The 22,485-nt window shown below is 43.9% G+C and carries 23 protein-coding genes; 4 read left to right on the forward strand and 19 right to left on the reverse strand.

Annotated features, from left to right (window positions below):
* Nucleotides 1-28: 28 nt before the first annotated feature.
* Nucleotides 29-229, forward strand: coding sequence for a hypothetical protein (locus tag ACIFOD_RS01340; protein ID WP_430313211.1), 201 nt, complete (start codon nt 29-31; stop codon nt 227-229).
* Nucleotides 230-331: 102 nt separating this feature from the next.
* On the opposite strand, the gene ACIFOD_RS01345 is transcribed toward ACIFOD_RS01340, so the two are convergent.
* The 4 genes from ACIFOD_RS01345 to ACIFOD_RS01360 all read right to left on the reverse strand — a co-directional run bounded on the left by ACIFOD_RS01345 (nt 332) and on the right by ACIFOD_RS01360 (nt 4,425).
* Complete coding sequence (locus ACIFOD_RS01345) at nt 332-667, reverse strand: LapA family protein (RefSeq protein ID WP_113971270.1); 336 nt, start codon at nt 665-667, stop codon at nt 332-334.
* A 13-nt stretch (nt 668-680) separates the two neighbouring features.
* Nucleotides 681-1,565 (reverse strand): cation diffusion facilitator family transporter, encoded by an 885-nt coding sequence (locus ACIFOD_RS01350; RefSeq protein ID WP_397552206.1) that lies wholly within the window; start codon nt 1,563-1,565, stop codon nt 681-683.
* A gap of 145 nt (nt 1,566-1,710) precedes the next feature.
* Complete coding sequence (gene secDF, locus ACIFOD_RS01355; protein ID WP_397552094.1) at nt 1,711-3,975, reverse strand: protein translocase subunit SecDF; 2,265 nt, start codon at nt 3,973-3,975, stop codon at nt 1,711-1,713.
* A gap of 129 nt (nt 3,976-4,104) precedes the next feature.
* Nucleotides 4,105-4,425 (reverse strand): post-transcriptional regulator, encoded by a 321-nt coding sequence (locus ACIFOD_RS01360; RefSeq protein ID WP_113971491.1) that lies wholly within the window; start codon nt 4,423-4,425, stop codon nt 4,105-4,107.
* Nucleotides 4,426-4,550: 125 nt separating this feature from the next.
* Between ACIFOD_RS01360 and spoVB the strand changes: the two genes are divergently transcribed.
* Entirely contained in the window at nt 4,551-6,101 is a 1,551-nt protein-coding gene (gene spoVB, locus ACIFOD_RS01365; RefSeq protein WP_430313212.1) for a stage V sporulation protein B, read from the forward strand.
* A 65-nt stretch (nt 6,102-6,166) separates the two neighbouring features.
* On the opposite strand, the gene ACIFOD_RS01370 is transcribed toward spoVB, so the two are convergent.
* Nucleotides 6,167-6,817, reverse strand: coding sequence for a DUF421 domain-containing protein (locus ACIFOD_RS01370; protein ID WP_430313213.1), 651 nt, complete (start codon nt 6,815-6,817; stop codon nt 6,167-6,169).
* A gap of 68 nt (nt 6,818-6,885) precedes the next feature.
* Nucleotides 6,886-8,181, reverse strand: coding sequence for a sodium:proton antiporter (locus tag ACIFOD_RS01375; RefSeq protein ID WP_397552091.1), 1,296 nt, complete (start codon nt 8,179-8,181; stop codon nt 6,886-6,888).
* Nucleotides 8,182-8,343: 162 nt separating this feature from the next.
* Here ACIFOD_RS01375 and ACIFOD_RS01380 point away from each other — a divergent pair, with 162 nt between their 5' ends.
* A complete protein-coding gene (locus ACIFOD_RS01380) occupies nt 8,344-8,715 on the forward strand; it encodes a TIGR04086 family membrane protein (protein WP_324744672.1) in 372 nt (123 codons plus the stop codon).
* Between the two features lie 68 nt (nt 8,716-8,783).
* Here ACIFOD_RS01380 and yajC read toward each other — a convergent pair whose 3' ends face one another.
* The 13 genes from yajC to nadB form a co-directional block, all read right to left on the reverse strand.
* A complete protein-coding gene (gene yajC, locus ACIFOD_RS01385) occupies nt 8,784-9,056 on the reverse strand; it encodes a preprotein translocase subunit YajC (RefSeq protein ID WP_113971488.1) in 273 nt (90 codons plus the stop codon).
* Between the two features lie 40 nt (nt 9,057-9,096).
* Nucleotides 9,097-10,236, reverse strand: coding sequence for a tRNA guanosine(34) transglycosylase Tgt (tgt, locus tag ACIFOD_RS01390; RefSeq protein WP_113971487.1), 1,140 nt, complete (start codon nt 10,234-10,236; stop codon nt 9,097-9,099).
* A 58-nt stretch (nt 10,237-10,294) separates the two neighbouring features.
* Nucleotides 10,295-11,320, reverse strand: coding sequence for a tRNA preQ1(34) S-adenosylmethionine ribosyltransferase-isomerase QueA (gene queA / locus ACIFOD_RS01395; RefSeq protein WP_430313214.1), 1,026 nt, complete (start codon nt 11,318-11,320; stop codon nt 10,295-10,297).
* A 39-nt stretch (nt 11,321-11,359) separates the two neighbouring features.
* Nucleotides 11,360-11,566: a DUF2905 domain-containing protein gene (locus ACIFOD_RS01400; RefSeq protein WP_324744677.1), complete on the reverse strand. Its 207-nt coding sequence runs from the start codon at nt 11,564-11,566 to the stop codon at nt 11,360-11,362.
* Nucleotides 11,563-12,564, reverse strand: coding sequence for a Holliday junction branch migration DNA helicase RuvB (gene ruvB, locus ACIFOD_RS01405; RefSeq protein WP_324744679.1), 1,002 nt, complete (start codon nt 12,562-12,564; stop codon nt 11,563-11,565). Before ruvB ends, ACIFOD_RS01400 begins: the two co-directional genes overlap by 4 nt.
* Before the next feature lie 28 nt (nt 12,565-12,592).
* Complete coding sequence (ruvA, locus tag ACIFOD_RS01410; RefSeq protein WP_397552089.1) at nt 12,593-13,204, reverse strand: Holliday junction branch migration protein RuvA; 612 nt, start codon at nt 13,202-13,204, stop codon at nt 12,593-12,595.
* Nucleotides 13,205-13,424: 220 nt separating this feature from the next.
* Nucleotides 13,425-13,964: a BofC C-terminal domain-containing protein gene (locus tag ACIFOD_RS01415; protein WP_397552088.1), complete on the reverse strand. Its 540-nt coding sequence runs from the start codon at nt 13,962-13,964 to the stop codon at nt 13,425-13,427.
* A gap of 195 nt (nt 13,965-14,159) precedes the next feature.
* Nucleotides 14,160-14,897, reverse strand: a complete 738-nt coding sequence (locus ACIFOD_RS01420) for a YhcN/YlaJ family sporulation lipoprotein (RefSeq protein ID WP_397552087.1) — start codon at nt 14,895-14,897, stop codon at nt 14,160-14,162.
* A gap of 103 nt (nt 14,898-15,000) precedes the next feature.
* Nucleotides 15,001-15,975 (reverse strand): phosphotransferase, encoded by a 975-nt coding sequence (locus tag ACIFOD_RS01425; protein WP_430313215.1) that lies wholly within the window; start codon nt 15,973-15,975, stop codon nt 15,001-15,003.
* A gap of 1 nt (nt 15,976) precedes the next feature.
* Nucleotides 15,977-17,542, reverse strand: coding sequence for a SafA/ExsA family spore coat assembly protein (safA, locus tag ACIFOD_RS01430; RefSeq protein ID WP_430313216.1), 1,566 nt, complete (start codon nt 17,540-17,542; stop codon nt 15,977-15,979).
* Between the two features lie 159 nt (nt 17,543-17,701).
* Complete coding sequence (gene nadA / locus ACIFOD_RS01435; RefSeq protein ID WP_397552084.1) at nt 17,702-18,808, reverse strand: quinolinate synthase NadA; 1,107 nt, start codon at nt 18,806-18,808, stop codon at nt 17,702-17,704.
* A gap of 2 nt (nt 18,809-18,810) precedes the next feature.
* Nucleotides 18,811-19,656 (reverse strand): carboxylating nicotinate-nucleotide diphosphorylase, encoded by an 846-nt coding sequence (gene nadC / locus ACIFOD_RS01440; RefSeq protein ID WP_430313217.1) that lies wholly within the window; start codon nt 19,654-19,656, stop codon nt 18,811-18,813.
* The gene (gene nadB, locus ACIFOD_RS01445; RefSeq protein WP_430313218.1) at nt 19,625-21,214 is read right to left on the reverse strand and encodes an L-aspartate oxidase; all 1,590 of its coding nucleotides are present in this window, start codon (nt 21,212-21,214) and stop codon (nt 19,625-19,627) included. The genes nadC and nadB overlap by 32 nt, the downstream gene beginning before the upstream one ends.
* 121 nt (nt 21,215-21,335) lie before the next feature.
* Between nadB and ACIFOD_RS01450 the strand changes: the two genes are divergently transcribed.
* Complete coding sequence (locus tag ACIFOD_RS01450; protein ID WP_430313219.1) at nt 21,336-22,478, forward strand: IscS subfamily cysteine desulfurase; 1,143 nt, start codon at nt 21,336-21,338, stop codon at nt 22,476-22,478.
* The last annotated feature ends 7 nt before the right edge of the window (nt 22,479-22,485 follow it).

A 22,485-nucleotide genomic window follows, 5' to 3' on the forward strand; every position in this document is an offset into this window, starting at 1 on the left:
AAGGGTTGGTTTCAATCTTAATAGAAGGGTGATACAAAAGAAAAGGCTGCTTTGGAATCCGAACCCACTCCTGGATAGTTGTGAAGAAAATCCATCCGTTTTGGGTCATAATCCAGCCGAAATTGGTGAAAATCCAGCCGTTTTTCGTGATAATCCGGCCAAAATTGGTGATAATCCAGCCGTTTGGGTTGAAAATCCGGCCGAAATTCGAAAAAATCCGGCCGTTTAACAATTCTTACCAAACAGGACTGACGACCGGTCTGGATGCCTTTCCCATCAGAATGATCCTCTACAATAAAAAAACAGCCTGGTGGCAAAACCACCAAGCTGTTTACTCCCCTGTTTCCCCTACTGAGCCGGGAGCACTCTTTTTCAAAGGGACTTTTTCGGCCTTTTCTTTATGCATACCTTCAGCCTGTTCTCTTAATAGTAAATTTTCTTTCTCTAGAGCCTTTACTTTTCGTTGGACGACGAATAATCGAAACAGTCCAACCGACCCGATAATGATTCCCCCCATAAATACAGATCCAAGTATGACTAAAATAAGAGGCCAATCAGCTTCACCAAAGAAATAATTGACGGTGACGGGATCTACATTGATGACAGCGAAAACGGAAACAACCAATGCAAAGAAAATACCTAATAATAATGTCCACTGAAATTTCATGGGATTCCCCTCCTTATGATAAGTCTATTTGTTCATCCCTTTCTTCAGAATCCGGATTGTACGGATTAATGTGAATGAACACATCATTCACATTGGATTCTTCGAGAAGTTTCTTCTTGACCTGCTTCCCGACGCGATGACCATCCTCGACAGTCATATGCGGATCTACGCTGATTTTCAAATCAATGATGACGTAATGCCCATGTTCCCTGGCATGAAGTTCATTGATTTCCTTCACTTCAGGTACAGAGTCCACTATTTTACGAAAGGGGACGATATCCTCCTCGTGCATGACGTGGTCCAGCGTATTATGTATGGATTCAGCTCCCAGGTGCCAGGCCATCCTGAGGACAAGGAGTGAAACAAAGATACCGGCTACCGGATCTGCGTATACAAGAAAGTCAATATCGAATTTCCCTCCGAGGATGGATGCGGAAATCCCGACAAGTGCGGCAATGGATGAAAAGACGTCTGAACGATGCTCATATGCATTGACGATCAAAGCATCACTCTTTATTCTTTTACCCAATCGATATTTATATTGAAACATTGCTTCCTTCACAATAATGGAAAAGATGACGGCATAGATGGCAATTGCTGTTGGAGGTGTTAAAGGATGAAAGAAAGATTCTATGGACGATTTTCCAATCTCAATCCCTACTAAAAACAATAAGACGGCCACAATGATTGCTGCTATGGACTCGGCCTTCCCGTGCCCATATGGATGATCCTGATCAGGAGGCTGCTTAGCTGCACGTAATCCGATAAAGACGGCGAGAGACCCTGCAACATCCGAGGCAGAGTGAACGGCATCTGCAATCAACGCTCTACTATTTCCTAATGTACCGGCTCCCCACTTAATAACCGCCAGTACAATATTCCCTACAACACCAATCATTGCAGCTATTTCAGCTTTTCTAAAACGGTCTTCATGATTCAAGCGGTTCCGCCTCCTTTCAACTATTAGTATTGTAACCCAATACCGTAAAAAAACAAAAAAAGACAGGTCCGGGGAGAAGCTCTCCCCGGACCCATTCATACTCTTATACTTGTGGTTCGTCTGACCACGTCTTCTTTTCTTTTACGGTTTTAATCGTACCATTTTTCTTCAGTTCTTTCTTCTTCAACACCAGCCAAACTTGAGAGGCAATGAATACGGAAGAATACGTACCTGAAATCAACCCGACCAATAAGGCAATGGAGAAGTTACGAATGGACTCACTACCAAAGATCATGAGAGCCAGAACCGTAAACACCACCGTTAATACGGTATTCACCGAACGCCCCATCGTTTGTCTGATACTTTGATTCACGACATCTTCAATATCTTTATCCGTTTTCAACCTACGCTTCTTATGAAGGTTTTCCCTCAGACGGTCAAAGGTAACGATCGTATCATTTATCGAGTAACCGACAATGGTTAAGACAGCTGCGATAAATGTAAGATCTACTTCAAGTCTTGTTAAACTGAAGAAGGCAATGATAAAGAATGCATCATGCAGGAGTGCAAGAATCGCACCGGCTGCCATCCTCCATTCAAAGCGGAATGTCACATAGATGACAATCCCGATCGATGCGATCGCAATAGCGATCATCGCATTTTTAGCAAGCTCTTTCCCGATAACAGGTGAAACGGTGCTGATGCTTGGTTCCGCTCCGTACAGTTCGTTAAATCGGTCCTTTAATGCGGCGATCTCATCTTTGTTTAAATCTTCCGTATAGCGAACAACGGCGATATTCCCATCGTCCCCTGAAATCACTACATCTTCAGAAGGCAAATCAAGCTCTTTTAATTCCTCTTGAATTTCTTCTGTCTTTAAGCTTTGATCGGCAAGGATTTCCATACGTGAACCACTCACGAAGTCGATCCCCAGATTCAATCTGAATATAGCCAGGATGATGATTCCCGCCGTAATCAGGATAGCTGATAATCCGAAGAATTTTTTGCGCTGTGCAGCAAAATCAAAGCGATCGAAGCGAGTTGGCAGATCCAGCGTATCGTAATTTTCCGCCAGGTCTTTGATTTCGTTTTTGTTCACGCCGAACCAGCCTGGTTTTTTATTAAAGAATCGGCTGTTCACCCACAGTCCAAGTAATAAACGCGAACCCCATACAGCTGTAACGAAGCTTGTCAGGATACTGACAATCAGCATCGTTGCAAATCCTTTTACAGAGCTTGTTCCATATAAGAATAGTACCGTTGCTGCAAGGATCGTTGTTACGTTAGCATCCAATATCGTTAAGAACGAAGATTTATTACCCGCTTGGAAGGCTGAACGAATCGGCTTTCCAACGCGCATTTCTTCTTTGATCCGTTCATAGGTGATGATATTGGCATCGACGGCCATACCGACCCCAAGGATGAGTGCTGCAATTCCAGGGAGTGTCAGGACCCCATTCATTAAATCGAAAATCAATAGAATCAAGTAAATATAAACTGAAAGTGTAATCGTAGCAATCAGGCCCGGGAAACGGTAATACGCAATCATGAATAAGAAGATGATCGCAATCCCGATGATACCGGCAGTGACTGTTTTATCAAGAGCCTGTTGACCGAACTTTGCCCCGACAGAAGTTGAATATTTTTCATCCAGCTTTACAGGGAGTGCTCCTGCATTCAATAAGGAAGCAAGATTCTGAGCACGCTCAACGGTGAAATTCCCTTCAATGATGACTTCATCAGAGTTGATCGGCTGTCTTACAGCGGGATCCGACAAGAATTTCGGATCTTCTTTCCCTACTTCAGCTTGATAAGAATCTTTTCCTTCCTCGAAATCCAGCCAGATCACCAGCTGATTTTGAGGAGCCATTGCAGATATTTCTTTTGTCAATTCATAGAATTTTTCACGATCTTTTAATTTCAAGGAAACGATTGGATTGTTCTTGTCATCAAAGGTTTGCTTCGCAGACCCGGATGCAAGATCGGAACCATCCAACCGGACTTTATCATTTACGTCGCGGAACGACAGGTTGGCTTGAGTGGACAAGATTTCTCTTGCTTCGTTTTGATCTTCCACTCCCGCTAATTGAACACGGATCCGGTTTCCATCTTCAATTTGAATATTAGGCTCACTGACACCTAATACGTTAATACGCTTGTCCAACGCATCAGCTGTATTGGCAACCGTTTCTTTCGTAATTTCCTGACCCTTTTTGATCGGTTGAACTTCGTAAAGAACCTCAAACCCACCCTGCAGGTCCAAACCTAATTTAATGTTATCGACAATATTCTTCGTTGTTCCTCCCATAGTACCTGCAAGTAATACCACAAGTATAAAGAAGGCAATTATTCGGCCACGCTTTACCATTATGTATAGATCCTCCTTGCCGTTTTAAAAACCATGCGAACTATGTGCTTCAAAAAGTAATATAATTCCTGAAATCTTCAATATTCTCATTATCTATGAGAAAGAAAAAGGTGTCAATTTCTTTTCGGGCTATTTTCCGTGCTTATTGGGACGAAGAAGTTCGTTCAACTCATCTTCATTCACATCTGCGAACCAATTGGGAGACCTGAATGCTTCAATCGTTTCAAAGCTCATATACTCCCCGGGTTTAACCGTTAATACATCACTCACTAACTGAAAGAATTTCACATCCGTTTCGGGTTTCTTCCATTTCTTCTTCGTTAAATAGGACCAAAGTCGGCTAACCTCTGCTTTTCCGTAGCCAAGAATTTCAAATTCTTCTACTTTGCTTATTAGTGCCGGTTCTAACGATTCATAGAAACGTTCATAAGGATGCTGATTATTCTTCATTCCCCGTTCACCCCATCTGGGCTAAATATAGCCGGAATTGTTCACTACTTGTCATGCTTTGTCCACCCTTGTGCATATACATCATTGTATACGATAATACCAATTTTGAGAAGGCAGGGAATTTTATGTCAAAATTTCTTAAGGGCACAATGATCTTAATGATGGCAGCCTTTATTACTAGAATATTAGGGTTTGTAAACCGGATCGTCGTCGCAAGATTCATCGGTGAAGAAGGCGTCGGTCTTTTTATGATGGCATTTCCGACCCTGATCCTTGTCATCACCATCACTCAACTGGGCCTTCCTGTAGCCATCTCAAAAAATGTGGCTGAAGCTGAATCCAGGGGAGATATCCGGAAGGTCAAAAAAATATTGGTGGTTTCCTTATCGATCACACTCGGGCTTTCCATCATTTTCACCCCGGCTCTCATTCTGCTTGCTCCGTACTTGACCGAAGCTTTATTTACTGATGATCGAATCTATTATCCTTTGGTTGCCATCGCTCCGATCATTCCGATTGTAGCGATTTCCTCTGTCATCAGAGGTTATTTCCAGGGACGACAGAACATGAAGCCTTCTGCTTATTCCCAGGTCATTGAGCAAGTCGTCCGGATTACGTTGATTGCCGTATTAACGAAAACCTTCCTTCCGTATGGGATTGAATATGCAGCCGCCGCTGCCATGGTGGCGTCTGTATTAGGAGAACTTGCTTCTCTTCTCTACCTGTTTGCCAGCTTTAAAATCAAGAAAAAGTTCAAAATCAGACGAAATTTCTTCACCTCGATCCGAAATGGTCGGAAGACGTTTAATGAATTGATGAGTGTGGCCCTGCCAACAACCGGGAGTAGAATGATAGGCTCGATTGCCTGGTTTTTCGAACCGATCGTCGTTGTCAACAGCTTAGCCCTTGCCGGAGTGGCGGCGGGAATGGCAACGAAGCAGTATGGATCCCTTACAGGGTATGCCCTGCCTCTCTTGTTCCTTCCGTCATTCATTACACTCTCATTATCTCAATCTCTAGTACCAGCCATAAGCGAAGCCAACTCTCAAAAGAACTTCACATTAATTGAGCACAGGCTTCAACAGGCACTGAGATTCTGCTTGATTACGGGAGGCATATCCGTCGTCATCCTTTACGTCTATGCCAAGCCTCTCATGCAGGTGATGTACGGAAGCGAAAGTGGGGCAGGTTTCTTAATGATTATGGCCCCTTTCTTTATATTTTATTACTATCAAGGGCCCCTGCAAGCTGTTCTCCAGGCTCTGAACCTGGCAAGGGCCGCCATGATCAACAGCTTGATCGGTGCCGTGGTGAAGACCGGGGTCATCTTCATTCTTGCCTCACAACCCGCTTTCGGGATCAACGGGGCCGCTCTCGGGATTGTAACGGGATTCATGCTCGTCACCTTGCTTCATTTCATGACCATCCTTAAATATATCCCGATGACGATTTACTTAAGGGATTACTTAAAGACCGGCTTCGTCCTGATTGCGACAGGATTATGGGCCCATTATTCGTATCTATACTTATTTAGCAATGAAGGCCTCGTGTTCCGCTTATTATTTGGAGTCATGTCTTCAACGATTGTATACCTTCTCCTCTCCATCGGCCTTAAGCTTATCGTGAAACACGACCTTGCACGCATTCCATTCATCCGCCGATTTATTACCATGTAATCATCACGCATAAAAACACCTTCACATGTTGTGGAGGTGTTTTTATGTGAACGTTAACAAATAGACTAATGATTTTTTTCGTCAACATAGAATTGCCCATTCTGAAAGCTGCAGAATGAAATCTCTTGTATATTCTTAAAGCCTCTATCCCTCAATTCCTTACGTAACCAGAAAGCCGTTTTCCCGATCATATCCAGATGAGTGGTTTGGACCTCTCCATCCAATATCAACGGCAAAGTCAGGGACTGAGACCCTTCCTCCTCATCATCTTTCTTTAATACAGATAATTTACCTGAAGGTTCCAGGATTGCGAATTCCACATCTGCCAGATTGAAGATATCTTTTTCTCTTAATTGCAGAAGTAAATCATCATAGTTATATCTCTGTTTTTTCATCACCTTATCATCGATTTTCCCTTTATGGATGATAACGGATGGTGTACCATCCAACAGTTCACGAAACGGTTTGGACCTTAGGGAAATCCATGCAAATACGATTTGTATCGTCACAATGACCCCCATTGGAAGCAACGTGTGGATGATGGGGTCCTTAGGTTGTTCAATGGCCATGACAGCCATCTCGGCAATCATGATAAAGACCACTAAATCGAGTATACTTAGTTCGCCGATCTCTCTTTTTCCCATGATTCGAAAAATAAAGATGATCAAAAAGTAAAGAAAAAGAGTGCGTATAATAATCAGGAAATATTCCTCCACTGCTTTTCCCCCTCATACATTCGTCTTTTGTAGTATCGACAGATAGAGAAATTTAATGGGAGGAATATTTATCCACCTAAAAATGGCTGAATATATTTGAAATACACATAAATCGTTGAAACAGCAAGGGAAATCAACGTCACGGGTACACCAATAAGTAAATATTGATAAAACTTGATATGTACATCCTCTTTTGATGCCAGTCCAGCAATCACAAGATTTGATGAAGAACCAAGCAATGTACCGTTCCCGCCTAAACAAGCACCCAGAGCCAACGACCACCATAATGGATCCATATTGACCATACCGAATTCACCAAATTCCTGGATGACCGGAATCATGGCAGCTACAAATGGAATGTTATCTACAATGGCAGACAATATACCGGTCCCCCACAAAATGACGAATGCCGTTTTCTTCATATCTCCATCTGTCAGCCGCAAAATTTCACGTGCGATTTCATCTATGAAGCCCGCTTCTTCGATTCCTCCCACAAGAAGGAATAAGCCCATAAAGAAAAACAGCGTCCCCCACTCCACCTCTTTTAATATCGATTCCGGAGGATAAATTTTTTCGAGAAGCAGCATTAACAGAACAGCCCCGGCAAGGGAGACGGTCGTTATATCGAGATGAAACATCGGATATAAAGAAAAGCCGGCCAACACTAATCCAAGCACAACCAGGGACTGAAGGAGCCCCCTGTCTTTCTTTAAATACTCCTCTGCCTTAATTCCTTTGAGGAGTAACTTTCTGTCTTCCTTAACATGGAGGACTTCTTTGTACAGGACACACATGATGAGTAAGGTAACAATATAAACCATCAAAACGACGGGTAATAAATTCTCAATAAATGCATTAAACGTAAAGTGTTTAACCGCCTGACCGATCATCATATTAGGCGGGTCGCCAATTAAAGTCGCAGTTCCACCAATATTACAAGCGAGGATCGTCATGATGAGAAAAGGGATGGGAGGAAGTTCAAGCAGCTTCGTCAGTTTAAAAAGGATTGGTACTAATAACATGGCAATCGTTACGTTAGCCAAAAAGGCAGAGCCAATCGCCGCCAATAAGGAAAATAGGGTAAGAAGAGCCAGTCCATTCCCATTCACCCATTGTGCAAACCGGATGGCAATATACTCAAAGAACCCCGTTTTACTCGTCAACGTCACAATTAACATCATGGAAAACAGCAGAGTGATGGTTTTCCAATCTATATACGTAAACAACGCCTTCTCAATGGGAAAAGCCCCAATTAAAAGCATGGCAACACCGCCTGCCATGGCAGCAAGTACCCGGTTCCATTTCTCAGTTATCAGCAGGATGTATACAGAAACAAACACAATCAATACGATCATCGGAGACATGGTCACACCCCCTCCTTCTCCAGGAAGTTTCATACTAGTCTATGAGGCTTGACCATAAAAAATTTCTAGTCTTTTTCAAGGGATGGATGAATATGCTTGTACTATCACATGAATAAAATTTAATGAGTTAGAAGGGAGAGGACCATCATCGAGGCGAGAAAAATGGGAGGTGCCGTTCTATACGGGACAACAACCATATTTGTCATAGCGATTGTCGCAAGCTTATTATTCTCTTTGCTGCTTCGGTTTACGGAACTGACTGAAAGCTCCATCACATTATTTGTCACCATCATATCGTTTCTGTCTTTATTTGTTGGCGGATTTATGTCCGGGGGAAAAGGAAAGACAAAAGGATGGGTTCTCGGAGGATCAACCGGGCTCATTTACACCCTGGTCATCTTCTTATTTCAATACCTCGGCTATGATAGTCTGTTTTCAATGGAGCAGCTTATCTATCACGGCTGCTACATCCTCACAGCCATGATGGGGGGAATCCTCGGGGTGAATATGAGTGGTGGAAAAAGGGAGAATTAGTTCCCTCACCAAATAAATAAGGGTCCCTCCCAAAGTGCCTAGGCACAATGATGAGGAACCCTAATTTATTATACTTGATCTGCTCTCACTACTTCTCTGATCGCATTACGATCATATGTAAGACGACTGCCGTCACCACATAGAATGACTATTTTTCCTTCTTCGATAGCATCGATCGCACCGTGCAATCCACCGATCGTGATGATTCTATCACCCTTGGCAAGCTCATTTTGCATTTTTGAAATGGCTTTTTGACGCTTCTGCTGAGGACGGATCAGTAAAAAGTAAAACAGAACGAACATTAATACTAAAGGTAAAATTGTTCCTAAACTTCCTCCCATTCTTTTCCCCTCCTTTCAACTATCTATTTATGGTTTAGCTTTAGAAGTTTTTCGCATCAGGCCGGTTGAATCCGTATTGCTCGAAAAATTCTTCTCTAAAGTCTCCCAGACGATCTTCACGAATCGCTTGTCTGACTTGCTCCATTAATTTTAACAGAAAATGAAGGTTATGATAAGTCGTAAGGCGAATTCCGAACGTTTCGTCACATTTAATTAAATGACGGATATACGCACGGCTATAATTTTTACATGTATAGCAATCGCAATTCTCATCAATCGGTCTGAAATCCCTTGCGAATTTAGCATTTTTCACAACCAGGCGGCCTTCACTTGTCATCAGGGTACCGTTACGGGCGATACGGGTTGGAAGGACACAATCAAACATGTCAATTCCGCGCATCGAACCATCGATCAGTGAATCCGGAGATCCAACTCCCATCAGGTAACGAGGTTTATCAGAAGGCAGGTGAGGCGTCGTGAAATCCAGTACCCGGTTCATGACGTCCTTCGGCTCCCCGACAGAAAGGCCTCCCACAGCATAACCCGGGAAATCCATGGATACAAGGTCACGGGCACTTTGCTTACGAAGCTCTTCGTACTCCCCGCCTTGGACGATCCCGAATAAACCTTGATCCTGCGGTCGTTCGTGAGCTTCCAGACAGCGTTCTGCCCAGCGCGATGTACGCTCTACAGAACTCTTCATATACTCATATTCAGCAGGATACGGTGGACATTCATCGAAAGCCATCATGATATCCGAGCCCAAGGCGTTCTGAATCTCCATCGCTTTCTCCGGACTGAGGAAGAGTTTGTCTCCGTTCAGGTGATGACGGAAATGGACTCCTTCTTCTTCAATTTGGCGAAGCTTACTCAAACTGAACACTTGGAAGCCGCCTGAATCGGTAAGGATGGCACGGTCCCAGTTCATAAATTTATGAAGGCCGCCCGCTTCTCTTATGATTTCATGTCCAGGTCGTAACCATAGATGATAGGTATTACTTAATATGATGCCGGAATCCATTGATTTTAAGTCCTCTGGAGACATGGTCTTTACTGTGGCCATGGTTCCTACTGGCATGAAGGCAGGCGTTTCGAATGAACCGTGTGGTGTATGGACACGCCCCAGTCTGGCTCCCGTTTGTTTACATGTTTTGATTAATTCATATCTAATTGCAGTCAACGTGCGAATTCTCCTTCCACTTTCCATAAAGGGGTAAATAGTTTGTTCAATCAGCGTATTACTTAATAAACATCGCATCTCCAAAGCTGAAGAAGCGGTAATGTTCTTTTACGGCCGTTTCATAGGCATGCATCACGTTTTCCTGTCCCGCAAAGGCACTGACGAGCATGATCAGGGTTGATTTCGGAAGATGGAAATTGGTAATCAATCCATCGATTCCTTTAAACTCATATCCAGGATAAATGAAAATATTGGTCCAGCCATTTTCTTCTACAAAGGTTCCGTGTTTTGAAGCAATGGTTTCGAGGGTTCGTGTCGACGTTGTTCCGACTGTTACGATACGCCCTCCCTTTTCTTTCACATCGTTCAAAAGACGGGCAGTTCCTTCAGATACCTGATAGAACTCAGCATGCATATCATGTTCCTCGATCGTATCGACGGAAACCGGTCTGAACGTACCCAGCCCCACATGAAGGGTAATAAACGCAATATGTACACCCTTTGCTTTCAGTTCTTCCAACAGTTCTTCCGTAAAGTGAAGACCGGCCGTCGGAGCTGCCGCTGATCCTCTTTCCCTTGCAAATACGGTTTGGTAGCGGTCCTGTTCTTCCAACCGCTCGCGAATATATGGAGGCAGGGGCATTTCTCCCAGTTCATCAAGAACCTCGTAGAAGATCCCTTCGTAATGGAATTCAAGAATCCTTCCCCCATGCTCTTTTAAACCGACACAGGTTGCTTTTAACTTTCCATCTCCAAAGACGATCTCCGTACCTACGCGGATTCGTTTCGCAGGCTTTACAAGCGTCTCCCACTGGTCTCCATCCTCTTGTTTCAAAAGAAGCACTTCAATATTGGCACCCGTATCTTCTTTTTGTCCAAAAAGACGTGCCGGTAGTACTCTTGTGTCATTTAAAACGAGGCAATCCCCTTCGTGAAGGAAATCCACGATATTTTTAAAATGGAGATGATCCATGGATCCATCCTTTTTATCCAACACCATCAGTTTACTTTCGGAACGATTCTCCAGAGGAGTCTGGGCAATCAGTTCTTCCGGTAAATGAAAATCAAAATCTTCTACTTTCACAATTTGTCACCTAGCTTATTTAAATCTCACCCATGATTCCTATTTAAATCGCCCAATTAAATAAAAGACAACGGAAAGTATAACACTTAACAGAATAGAAGTCATAAGTGGAAAATAAAATGTTGTGTTTTCTTTTTTAATAATAATGTCTCCAGGAAGCTTACCTATTTTGATAAATTGCATCAGGAATCCGATAATAAGGATGATTCCACCTATAATCATTAGTAGCTTAGGCAATCCCGTCAATTGTTTGGCACCTCCAACTGGAAATGTTCATACACAAGATGAGTGACGATCCTCCCTCTTGGAGTCCGTTGAATAAACCCGATTTGCAAGAGGTACGGCTCGTATACATCTTCAATCGTGTGGGACTCTTCCCCGATACTCGCTGCGATTGTATCAAGTCCTACCGGCCCGCCTCTAAAGCGCTCGATGATGCCCTTAAGAAGCTTATGGTCGATATGATCAAGGCCCAGTTTGTCAACTTGAAGAAGCTCGAGGGCCTCCCTTGAAAGGTTGGTCGTAATTTCCCCATTGCCCTTCACCTGAGCAAAATCCCTCACCCTTCGGAGTAACCGGTTGGCGATACGTGGGGTCCCCCTTGACCTCTTGGCCAATTCTTCAGATGCAGTCGCTTCGATCTTTGTATTTAATATCGCGGCTGTCCGCTGAACAATTTCATTCAACTGTTCCTCATTATAATATTCCAAACGGCATAAAACTCCAAATCGGTCACGGAGAGGGGCTGATAATGCACCGGCGCGGGTCGTCGCTCCCACGAGTGTGAAAGGCGGAAGGTCTAAACGAACGGACCGGGCACTCGGACCATTCCCTATGACAATATCCAGACAAAAGTCTTCCATTGCCGGATAAAGAACCTCTTCGATCGCCCGTGGCAAACGATGGATTTCATCGATGAACAACACATCACCGGGCTCCAGTGCCGTCAGGACGGCAGCTAAATCTCCCGGTCTCTCAATAGCAGGGCCGGATGTGGTGCGCAGGTTTACGCCCATTTCATTTGCAATGACAGCAGCGAGGGTTGTTTTCCCCAATCCTGGTGGACCGTAAAGAAGAACATGATCCAGGGTTTCCTGACGCATCTTTGCCGCTTCAATGAAAACCTCCAGATTATGCTTTACTTTATCTTGCCCAATATATTGTTTTATTGTCTGAGGACGCAAGGAATATTCAAAGGAATCTTCATTTAACTCTGATTCGCCTGATACGATTCTTTCTTCCATCCAGACTTCCTCCCTTCATGGAATCCACTTATTTCAATAGGAGCTGAAGAGCTTTCCTGATGATTTCGTCTGATGTATGCCCTTCTCCTTTTAACTTTGGAGTGATTTTCTTGATTTCACGTTCAGAATAGCCTAGGGCTTTAAGAGCAAGAATCGCTTCATCAAATGCCTCATCCTTCCCTGAGGACACTTCTGCCTCCTCTGGATTCGAGAATAAACTTGGAAAATAATCAGGCACAACATCCTGAAGCTTCCCTTTTAAGTCAAGGATCATCTGACGTGCTGTCTTCTTACCCACTCCGGGAAACTTCGTCAGGAAACTCTCATTCTCTTCTTCAATGGCGGTGATTACCTGCTGGGGGGCACCCGAGGCCAAAATCGCTAAAGCTCCTTTGGGACCAATTCCCGAAACGTTTAATAGTTTCATAAATAGCAATTTTTCTTCCATTGCCAGAAAGCCATAAAGGGCAATAAGGTCTTCACGCACATGCTGATATGTAAAAATCTGAATCTCTTGATTTTGATATTTAGAATAAACAAACGGATTCGCCGTATACAACTGATACCCGATCCCGTTATTCTCCACCACTACGTACTCGGGACCCACTTGAGTCACTGTCCCTTTTATATATTCATACATTACATTCTCTCCTTGTTCCCACTATCACTATTTATCTAAAGTCTTTCATGCCATGTTCATAAGTCATATAAAACCTATTGTATCATATCACTATTTGAAGTGATGGGAAAGAGAGACAAAAAAAGAAACACTTGTTCTAATTTCATCAGATTGGAATAGCTTGGGCAGGGAAGAATTCAACGATAAAAAAACCAGTGGTATCCTCACTGGTTTTTCACTCTTATTTAGGGACGGAGTACGCTTTAAATTGTTCGAGTACCTCTTCATATTCCTGCTTCGACTTAATGGGGATGCCCTTGACTAAATCATCATGCCGCTTACTTTCAAGCTTCTCAACATCAATCTGGAAGAAGGATTGAATAATCTCTGCCTGTCCCGGTTTTCCATTAAAAATGGATAGAACACCATTATCGGATATACCGAAATATCCATTGGTTTTTAGGAGAGGGGATATATCATCCATCTGTTTTTGAAACACGACCTGTTCTTCCGTCATATCCATCAGCTGCCAATCCTCGTATGCAGCCCAGAAGTCTTCCATGCTCCAAATCGTTTCCTGAACGATTTCCTCACTGACCTCACCATCCAGATATACTCTTTCCAGTATCACCGTGATTGTATGGGCGGACGCAACCTCTGCCGGTGTTTCATTCAGCCCGCCTCCATCAGCAGCCTGCTTCTCTTCTGTATAAAAGAATGTGAAGTAAAAAGCACCTATTAACAACATCACCATAAACACGATTCGAACCTTAATCGTCATCGTGATCACCTCGAACTTAAATTATGTAACGCTCTATCCACTAGTCTTGCCAAACCATGCTAAGAATATCCAGTCTGGAGTGAATTATTTCAGGGGGACGGACCTCAAGGAGTGATCCCCACTCAAAAAGGTGAACTTTGAAGAACAAAAAAAGACTACCAAAGAGATTGAACTCTTTAAGTAGTCTCACCCTGCTTATTCATTGATACGATGCTTTACTGACTTAAACATATCGTGCATATCAAAGTTAATTCCTTCTCTTGGTCCGCCGTCACGTAAATCATTGTCAATGTTTCTGACCCGACTGAATGTTCCTTCATCGGTCACGACCGAAACGGTTCTTCCATGAAGATACGGCTGTACGGCTTTTTTCACTCTGGTTTTCGTTTCTTCTATTTTGCTATGGTCATCAAGCTCTACAGCAATCAGGACATCAGAACCATAAGCTACCGCACGAACGTCACTTACATTTTCAACTTTTCCTGTGACATCGCCAATTTTCTCAGCGAGGTCACCTTCATAAGCTGTATAATAAGATCTCTTCGCATTTCGCGTATTGTCATCAAGATGACCGTGATAATTCGCATCACCATGGCTCGCGCGGCCGTCTTGGGCCATGAAATTCTCGTCATTGTCAGCGAGGGGTCTTGAAGGATTTTGGGGATTTCCATTTTCATCCTTCACTTGAAGGAAATCTCGTTTCTTATGTCGGATGTCCTGTCCTTCTTTCCCAACAGAGTGATCATACATTTCCGTTAGAGGTCCGTCCCTCTCATCTCCCTTATCTCCTCCGTGGCCTTCGTTTGAATAGAAGCCGAGGGGTTCATAGGAGTCTGTATAGCGATCTTGGGCTTCTTCTTCTCCACTATTACATGCAGCAAGGCCCAATGTCATGACGGCTGTTAATGGTACCATGAATAATCGTTTATTCAATGGTGATTCCTCCTTCAACCCAATACTTGAGCATATTTTCTGCTCACCATTAGGTTGTGAAAGGGGCTCACCTTTCATTCGGGTCAAAGTTTGGAGACATCCCCTACAATTGGGTATTGATCCTTTTCACTTCTCCATGAAGCTCTTGATTGAATTGCATTCGCTGCGAAAATTGATGAAGGGTTAAATTGATTAAGTAACCCCACACACGCTGCTTATAAGATTGATCTTCACGGATGAATCGATTCCACTCCCGAAACACATCTGATGGATACATTAAACCAAGATAAAAGATGAGCTCATCCTCGTATGATTTGAACGGTGTCAGGCGTTTGACGTCACTTAGAGACCAATTTAAATAAGGTAAAATCCGGTTGCAAAACTGCAGGTCATCTGTTAACTCTGTAGAAAGTGACATTAAATCAAAGTCAATCATATACACCATCCCGTTTTTTCCTCTTAAGAAGTTATGATGTGCTACATCTCCATGAGTAATGCATTTTCCATACTCATCGATGTCGATTGATTTTAATTCTTTCAGTGCCCACTTCCCCCATTCTAAATACGTATACAAATAATAAGGTTGAATGAAGGCTTGCAGATAGGGAAGATTATATTGAAACTGCATCATTCTTTTTTTCCATTTTTTCAGCCATTTGTACCGTGGAATTTCAGTTGTCCATGAATGGTTGATCTTTTTCGATACTGAATGAAATTTTTTCATGACCTTTAAGGCATCTTCCCGATCTTCAGGTTGATCATAACGGATGGACCGGGACGTTTCTAACCACGTGGTAATACCGATCGGAGAACCTTCAAATAATAATATCTCCCGCTCATGAATAGGATGAAAAGGCAGAACGTGATAAAAATTTTCCCTTAACAACGTTGAAATCAGCCGTTCCTGATGTAAGAATCTCAGTTGATTTGGAAATCGTTTCACAAACCACTTTCTTCCATTGCTTTTGAGCTTCCATTTTCCTTCTTTTAACATTTTAAGGGATGCTCCGGGATCGTTTAACTTAGATTGTAAATAAGAAAGGAGACGATGTGAATAATCGTCCCCTCGTACATGCATGTTAGCCCTCAAAGTCATCGTCATTGAAGTTCGGCATGGAAAATGCTCTTGGACCAAACATTCCTTGAGGTCCCATTGGCATGCCCATCCCCTGACCTTGGGGTCCCATCGGCATCCCTTGGCCAGGCATCCCTTGGCCAGGCATTCCCTGCCCCATCATTCCCGGTCCGAAGCCGTATGGTTGTTGCTGCATTCCTTGAGGCATTTGTTGTTGCATTTGCTGTTGCATCATTGGATGATGCATCATCGGCCCATATCCTTGAGGTGCACCACATCCGCAATCACCTTGGTCGCTTGCTCCCATTACTCCGGACGGCTGACCCATTGGCATCTGACCACCCATTTGGGCTCCCATCACACCTGATGGCTGGCCCATCGGCATTTGATGTCCATACATCGAAGAAGGAGACTCTTCTGACATTGCTCCCTGAACTTGACCTCCTGGCCCCATTGGATAACCGCCTGGCATTCCACCCTGGAATCCCGGTCCCGGCATGACAGGAGAGACTGGATAGCAGTTCTGAGGATACATCATGGCCGGTGATACCTGTTGCGGCATTTGAACGGATGGATAGCCATTTTCATCTGACACACCCATTACTCCGGACGGCTGACCCATTGGTTGTTGCATTGGCATTTGCATCGGCTGCTGCATATGCATCGGCTGCTGCATCGGCATTTGCATCGGCTGCTGCATCGGCATTTGACCATGCGGCATGTATGGCATGACAGATGAAGACTCTTCTTGCCCCATTTGTGGCATCATTGGCATCTGCTGCATTCCAGGCATCATGGAAGCACCCTGAACCCCGCTTCCAGGTCCCATTGGCATTCCTTGGCCCATCGGCATTCCTTGACCCATCGGCATTCCATATCCTCCTGGCTGCATCCCCCATCCATGTGGTGGACAGAAACCTGATCCTGGCATTACCGGTGATACGGGTACGCAATTATTTGGGTTAAACATAGGCTGGGTGTTCCCTCCTTGTGGTTTAGATGGCATTTGCAAGCTTTCTTCTTCTTGAATACCTTGAACGGCTTCTTGTTTCGGTTTTGGCTTTGGCTGTTCTTTTGCTTTTGGAAGTACATTAGTAGGTTTAGGCGGCGTTTGAGGTTTTGGTTTTGGCTTTGCTTGCTGCTTTGGTTGCTGCATTGGTTGTTGCATCGGCTGTTGCATTTGCATATTCGCCATATTCATCATGTAGTAGTTGTTAATATCAATTTCCGGCACTACTGGTTGAGGCATTTTAGGTGCAAATGGCTTTTGTACTTCTTTCGGCTTTTCTTTCTTCGGCTCTTCGACTGGCATGGCCATAGGCTTCTGCTCTTTGAACGGATGCTCTGCTTTCGGCATCTCCTTCTTTGGCATTTCCTTGGAACCGTATTTGATCTGTGTCTCTTTCTTTACGGATCCGCCTGTAGTCGGCACTTTAATTTTCATGCCAGGCATGATCATGTCAGGGTTTGATAGCTGGGCATTCATCTGTTTTAACTCTTCGAAATTCACGCCATACTTCTTGGCGATCTTCCATAGAGTATCCCCTTTTTGAACAATATGGATTTTCACTCTTTTTCCCTCCTCAGGCATAAGTCTATATATCCTATGAAAAGATAGGCAAATTGCTAATCATCTACATAAAAACTTATGAGTGATTCAAAAAAAATATACCGTCCCAGGCGATGGGAAGGTATATTTCGGCTTGGCCGTTATTATTATTCAGCTTCATTAAGCACGGGCTAACATGCGCTCTAAAGCGAAAATCGCATTTCTTGAAGTATCTTCATCCACTTTAATGATATTTTCGGGTTTTTCCTCCATAATCTTTTCTAAGGACCATACTAAATGGGGTAAATCGATGCGATTCATCGTTAAACAGGGACACATATATGGATTTAGGGAAACAATTGTCTTATCGGGATGTTGACTGATCAGTCTTTTCACGAGATTCATTTCTGTTCCAATCGCCCAGGAAGAGCCTGGAGCCGACTGGCCGATCGTTTCTATAATATATTTCGTGCTTCCATTATAATCTGATTTCTCCACCACTTCACGGCGACATTCAGGATGAACGATGATCTTCATGTCAGGGTGAGTCTTCCGGATTTCCTCAATATTCTTCTCTGTGAAATTTTCATGTACGGAACAGTGGCCCTTCCATAGGATCACTTTCACACCATCAAGGTCTCCATCATGGATCAGCTCGTTTCTAATCGGATCCCAGACAGCCATTTCACTTAAAGAAACACCAAGATCAGCCGCCGTGTTACGTCCTAAGTGTTGATCAGGCAAGAAGAGAATCCGTTCCTTCTGCCCTAATGCCCATTCGACCATTTTATGTGCATTCGATGACGTAACCGTAGCTCCTCCATTCTTTCCAACAAAGCTTTTGATTGCTGCGGTGGAATTGACATACGTGAGGGGAATGATTGTATCACCGAATTGCTCCGTCAGTTTGATCCATGCCTTTTCCGTCTGATAAATATCTGCCATATCTGCCATTGAACACCCCGCCCTCATGTCGGGTAAGATGACAACTTGATTTTCATCCGTTAGAATATCTGCCGTTTCGGCCATAAAATGGACACCGCAAAACACAATGAATTCCGCCTCTTTATTTTGAGCGGATATTTGGGCAAGTTGAAGAGAATCCCCGACGGCATCAGCAAATTGGATCACTTCATCTTTTTGATAATGATGCCCCGGAATAAAAAGCTTCTTTCCTAATTGGAACTTAATTTCCCTCACTCTGTTTTCCATTTCTTCCGTTGTGAGGCTTGTAATCGATTCAGGCAAAACACCCGTTTCTTTTGTTAATTCATCCAGCAACCCCATATTCATACCCCTTTCGCTATTCTTACTCTTGCGCTGATATCAAGTGATTTCACCGAATGTGTCAAGTACCCGAGGGAGATATAATGAATACCTGTCACTGCATAAGCACTGAGACTTTCCCTCGTGATTCCACCCGATGCTTCCGTCACGATATGAGAGGGAACAAGGGGGATCCACTCCCGGATCGCCTCTGGACTACAGTTATCGAACATAATGACATCTGCTCCGCTTTCGATCGCTTCCACTAATTGCTCCCTTGTTTCGATTTCCACTTCCACTTTCACCATATGGCCAATGTGACTTTTCACCTTTTTCACAGCATTTGTAATCGATCCCGCAAATGAAATGTGATTATCTTTCAGCATGACGGCATCATAAAGGCCATTTCTGTGATTGAATCCTCCTCCGGTCCTTACAGCATACTTCTCAAGCATCCGTAATCCGGGAGTTGTTTTCCGTGTATCACATAATCGAACTCCACTGCCTTTCACCTGCTGTACGGCTCGATGGGTTTCGGTGGCAATACCGCTCATGCGCTGAATCAAATTAAGGACAACTCGTTCAGCCTGGAGAAGATCCCTCATAGGACCTCTGATTTCAGCAATCAATTGTCCTGTTTCGACCCTTTCTCCATCTTCAATGAACACACTTGTTTGGATGGATGGATGGAAGAGCCCGAACCCAACCTCGATCACATCTTTCCCACAAAATATTCCGTTCTCTTTCATCAGGAATGAAAAAGATCCTTCCTCGTCTTGAGAAAACAGAATTTCAGAAGAGAGATCTCCATCACCCAGATCTTCACGGTAAAACTCTTCAAGCATAGATTTTAGTTTCATTTTGTTCATGATATTCCACCCTCAATCTACCATCATTGTTTTGTAAAACCATTTTTCGTTTAAACCATTGATCATTATCTTCACGAGGGAAGTCTGATCGAATATGACCTCCCCTGCTTTCCTTCCGTAATAAAGCGGACTCGGTCACGAGCAGGCTTACGATCCACATGAAATACATGTGAATTTCTTCACGTGAATTAAAATCAAGAAGCTCATGGAATGTCAGTGGCTGTACCTTTAACCACTTCAAATGAGCGAGCAGCCCTTCTTCCTCGCGAATGATCCCGACACGATTCATCATACCTTCTTTTATATCAGCCGATTGAAAGGGGATATTCAGGGACTCCCCCTCTTTGATCTGGTCGGATGTGGAGTGGAGATGAGGCGAGGGGCTGACTCCCTTTTGAATAAGAAATTTGCCCAAGCGATCACCGTATACCAATCCTTCTAATAATGAGTTACTTGCCAGTCGATTAGCCCCGTGAATGCCGGTGCAGGCAACTTCCCCGATGGCATATAACCCGGGGATATTCGTTCTCCCCGCATGATCGGTTACGACCCCGCCCATCATAAAGTGACATCCCGGGGAAACAGGGATCATCCCGTCTTCGATGGAAATGTTATGTTTCAAGCAAAGAGTGGAGATGGAAGGGAATTTCACCTGGAAATCTTCTATTCTACTAATATCCAGATACACGTTCCTTCCCCTTTGCCGCTCCTTATAAATACGTTCAGCGACAATATGCCGGGGGGCAAGTTCAAGTTGGGGATCGACTCCCTCCATGATCCTTTCCCCCTTATCATTTAACAGAAGGGCGCCTTCCCCTCTCACGGCCTCTGAAATAAGACCGCATGTTTTCCCGTCCTGCCAAAGCAGGGTCGGATGAAACTGAATAAATTCCATATCTGACAGCTTTGCCCCTGCAAGAAAGGCAAGCGCCATTCCATCCCCCGTCACAGCTGGATGATTGGATGTAGAGGAATATAACCCGCCGATTCCTCCTGTGGCGAGTACGACATGGGAAGCATAGTAATAGCGGATTGAATCACTCTTATCCTTCGTTTTCACCCCACAGCAATGGCCCTTGTCATCTTTTACAAGCTCGTAAACCATTTCCCCTTCAATGAATTCGACCTTTTCATTTGAAAGGGATTTCAACAAATACTTCACTAAATATTTCCCCGTTTGATCTCCACCACTATGCAGGATGCGATGTGCACTATGTGCCCCCTCCATCCCCAGAGAAAGACTTCCATCCTCCTTTCTATCGAAGGGTGCTCCTTCCTCCACCAGGGATTGTACGATTCTCTTACCATCTGTTATGAGTTGATTCACACCGTCTTCATCCTGGTGATAGCGTCCTGCTTCCAATGTATCTTTAAAATGAGCATTTACAGAATCCTTCAGTCCTAAAGGTGCCGCAACCCCGCCTTGAGCGAGGTAAGAGTTACCACTTTTGATTTTATCCTTTGTGATAATCATCACATAAAAATGATGTTGAAGCTGACGTGCCAATTGCAAGGCGGCAATGCCACTTCCAACGATGATAATATCGGTTTTTTTCATCAAAAACCCTCCTGATTATTTACAGGTGTCTTGACACATATATTTACACATATTTAAACTAATGACAAGAGTTTTTTACCAGACTCATATATTCAGACTATTTTAAAAGGCAGGTTACATGATGAACTATTTTGATTACGCCGCTACAACCCCTATAGATCCTGAAAGTTTACATGTGGTTCAAACAGTCAGTGAGGAGTTCTGGGGAAATCCGAGCAGTCTTCACGACATTGGCGGAAAAGCACAGCTTCTACTGACTAAATGCAGAGAAAAATTGGCGGGAATGCTTGGGGTCCCACCTAAAGGAATATACTTTACTTCCGGGGGGACAGAGGGTAATCATTTAGCCCTTGTCACACTCGCACTAAGCCGACAAGAGAAAGGAAAACACATCATCCTGGGTGGTGCAGAACATTCATCCCTGCATTCCTCAGCGGCTTTTCTTGAGCAATTTGGCTTTATCATTACAAAAATCCCTTTCACCTCTCAAGGATTGATCGACCTTCAAAAATTAGAAGAATCGATTTCAGAAGACACGACCGTTGTCAGCATCGGACACGTCAACGGAGAAATCGGTACGATCCAGCCACTGTACGACATTAAGAATCTATTGAAAAACCGTGACATTTTACTGCACAGCGATATGGTTCAATCCTTCGGGAAAATGGACATCACGGAATTCACTTCCATCGTCGACAGTTTCACACTCTCTTCTCATAAAATTTATGGACCAAAGGGAGTCGGCGCTCTTTATATCAATCCTTCCCTGGACGTATCTCCCATGATTCCGGGACAGACTCATGAAGACGGGTTCAGGGGAGGAACGGTGAATCTGCCGGGAATAGCGGGATTCGTGACAGCCGCAGGTATGTGTCACGAATCCTTTTCAACACCGCATTTTAGTCGGTTGAGAACTCATTTCTTATCACGATTAGAAGAACAACTCTCGGGCACTTACACCCTCTATGAAGGGCCTGCACCCGCTCAGCTGCCACATGTTGTCGGACTTGGGATTCACCGCCTGGAGGGTCAATGGCTCATGCTCGAATGCAACAGGCGAGGAATGGGCATTTCCACAGGCAGTGCGTGCGCGGCAGGATCACAGGATATGTCTAAGACATTGACCAGTATGGGAGTCGAGCAAAGAGCCGGAAAAGAATTCATCCGGATTTCATTCGGAAGAGATACGAGGGAAGAACACGTAGAAGCATTGGTAGAAACTTTTTCTAAAATCCATGCGGCTCACGTATCTTCCTTAACTTGAAGAACGA

This window comes from Rossellomorea sp. NRS-1567, assembly GCF_050467885.1.
Classification (GTDB): domain Bacteria; phylum Bacillota; class Bacilli; order Bacillales; family Bacillaceae_B; genus Rossellomorea; species Rossellomorea aquimaris_C.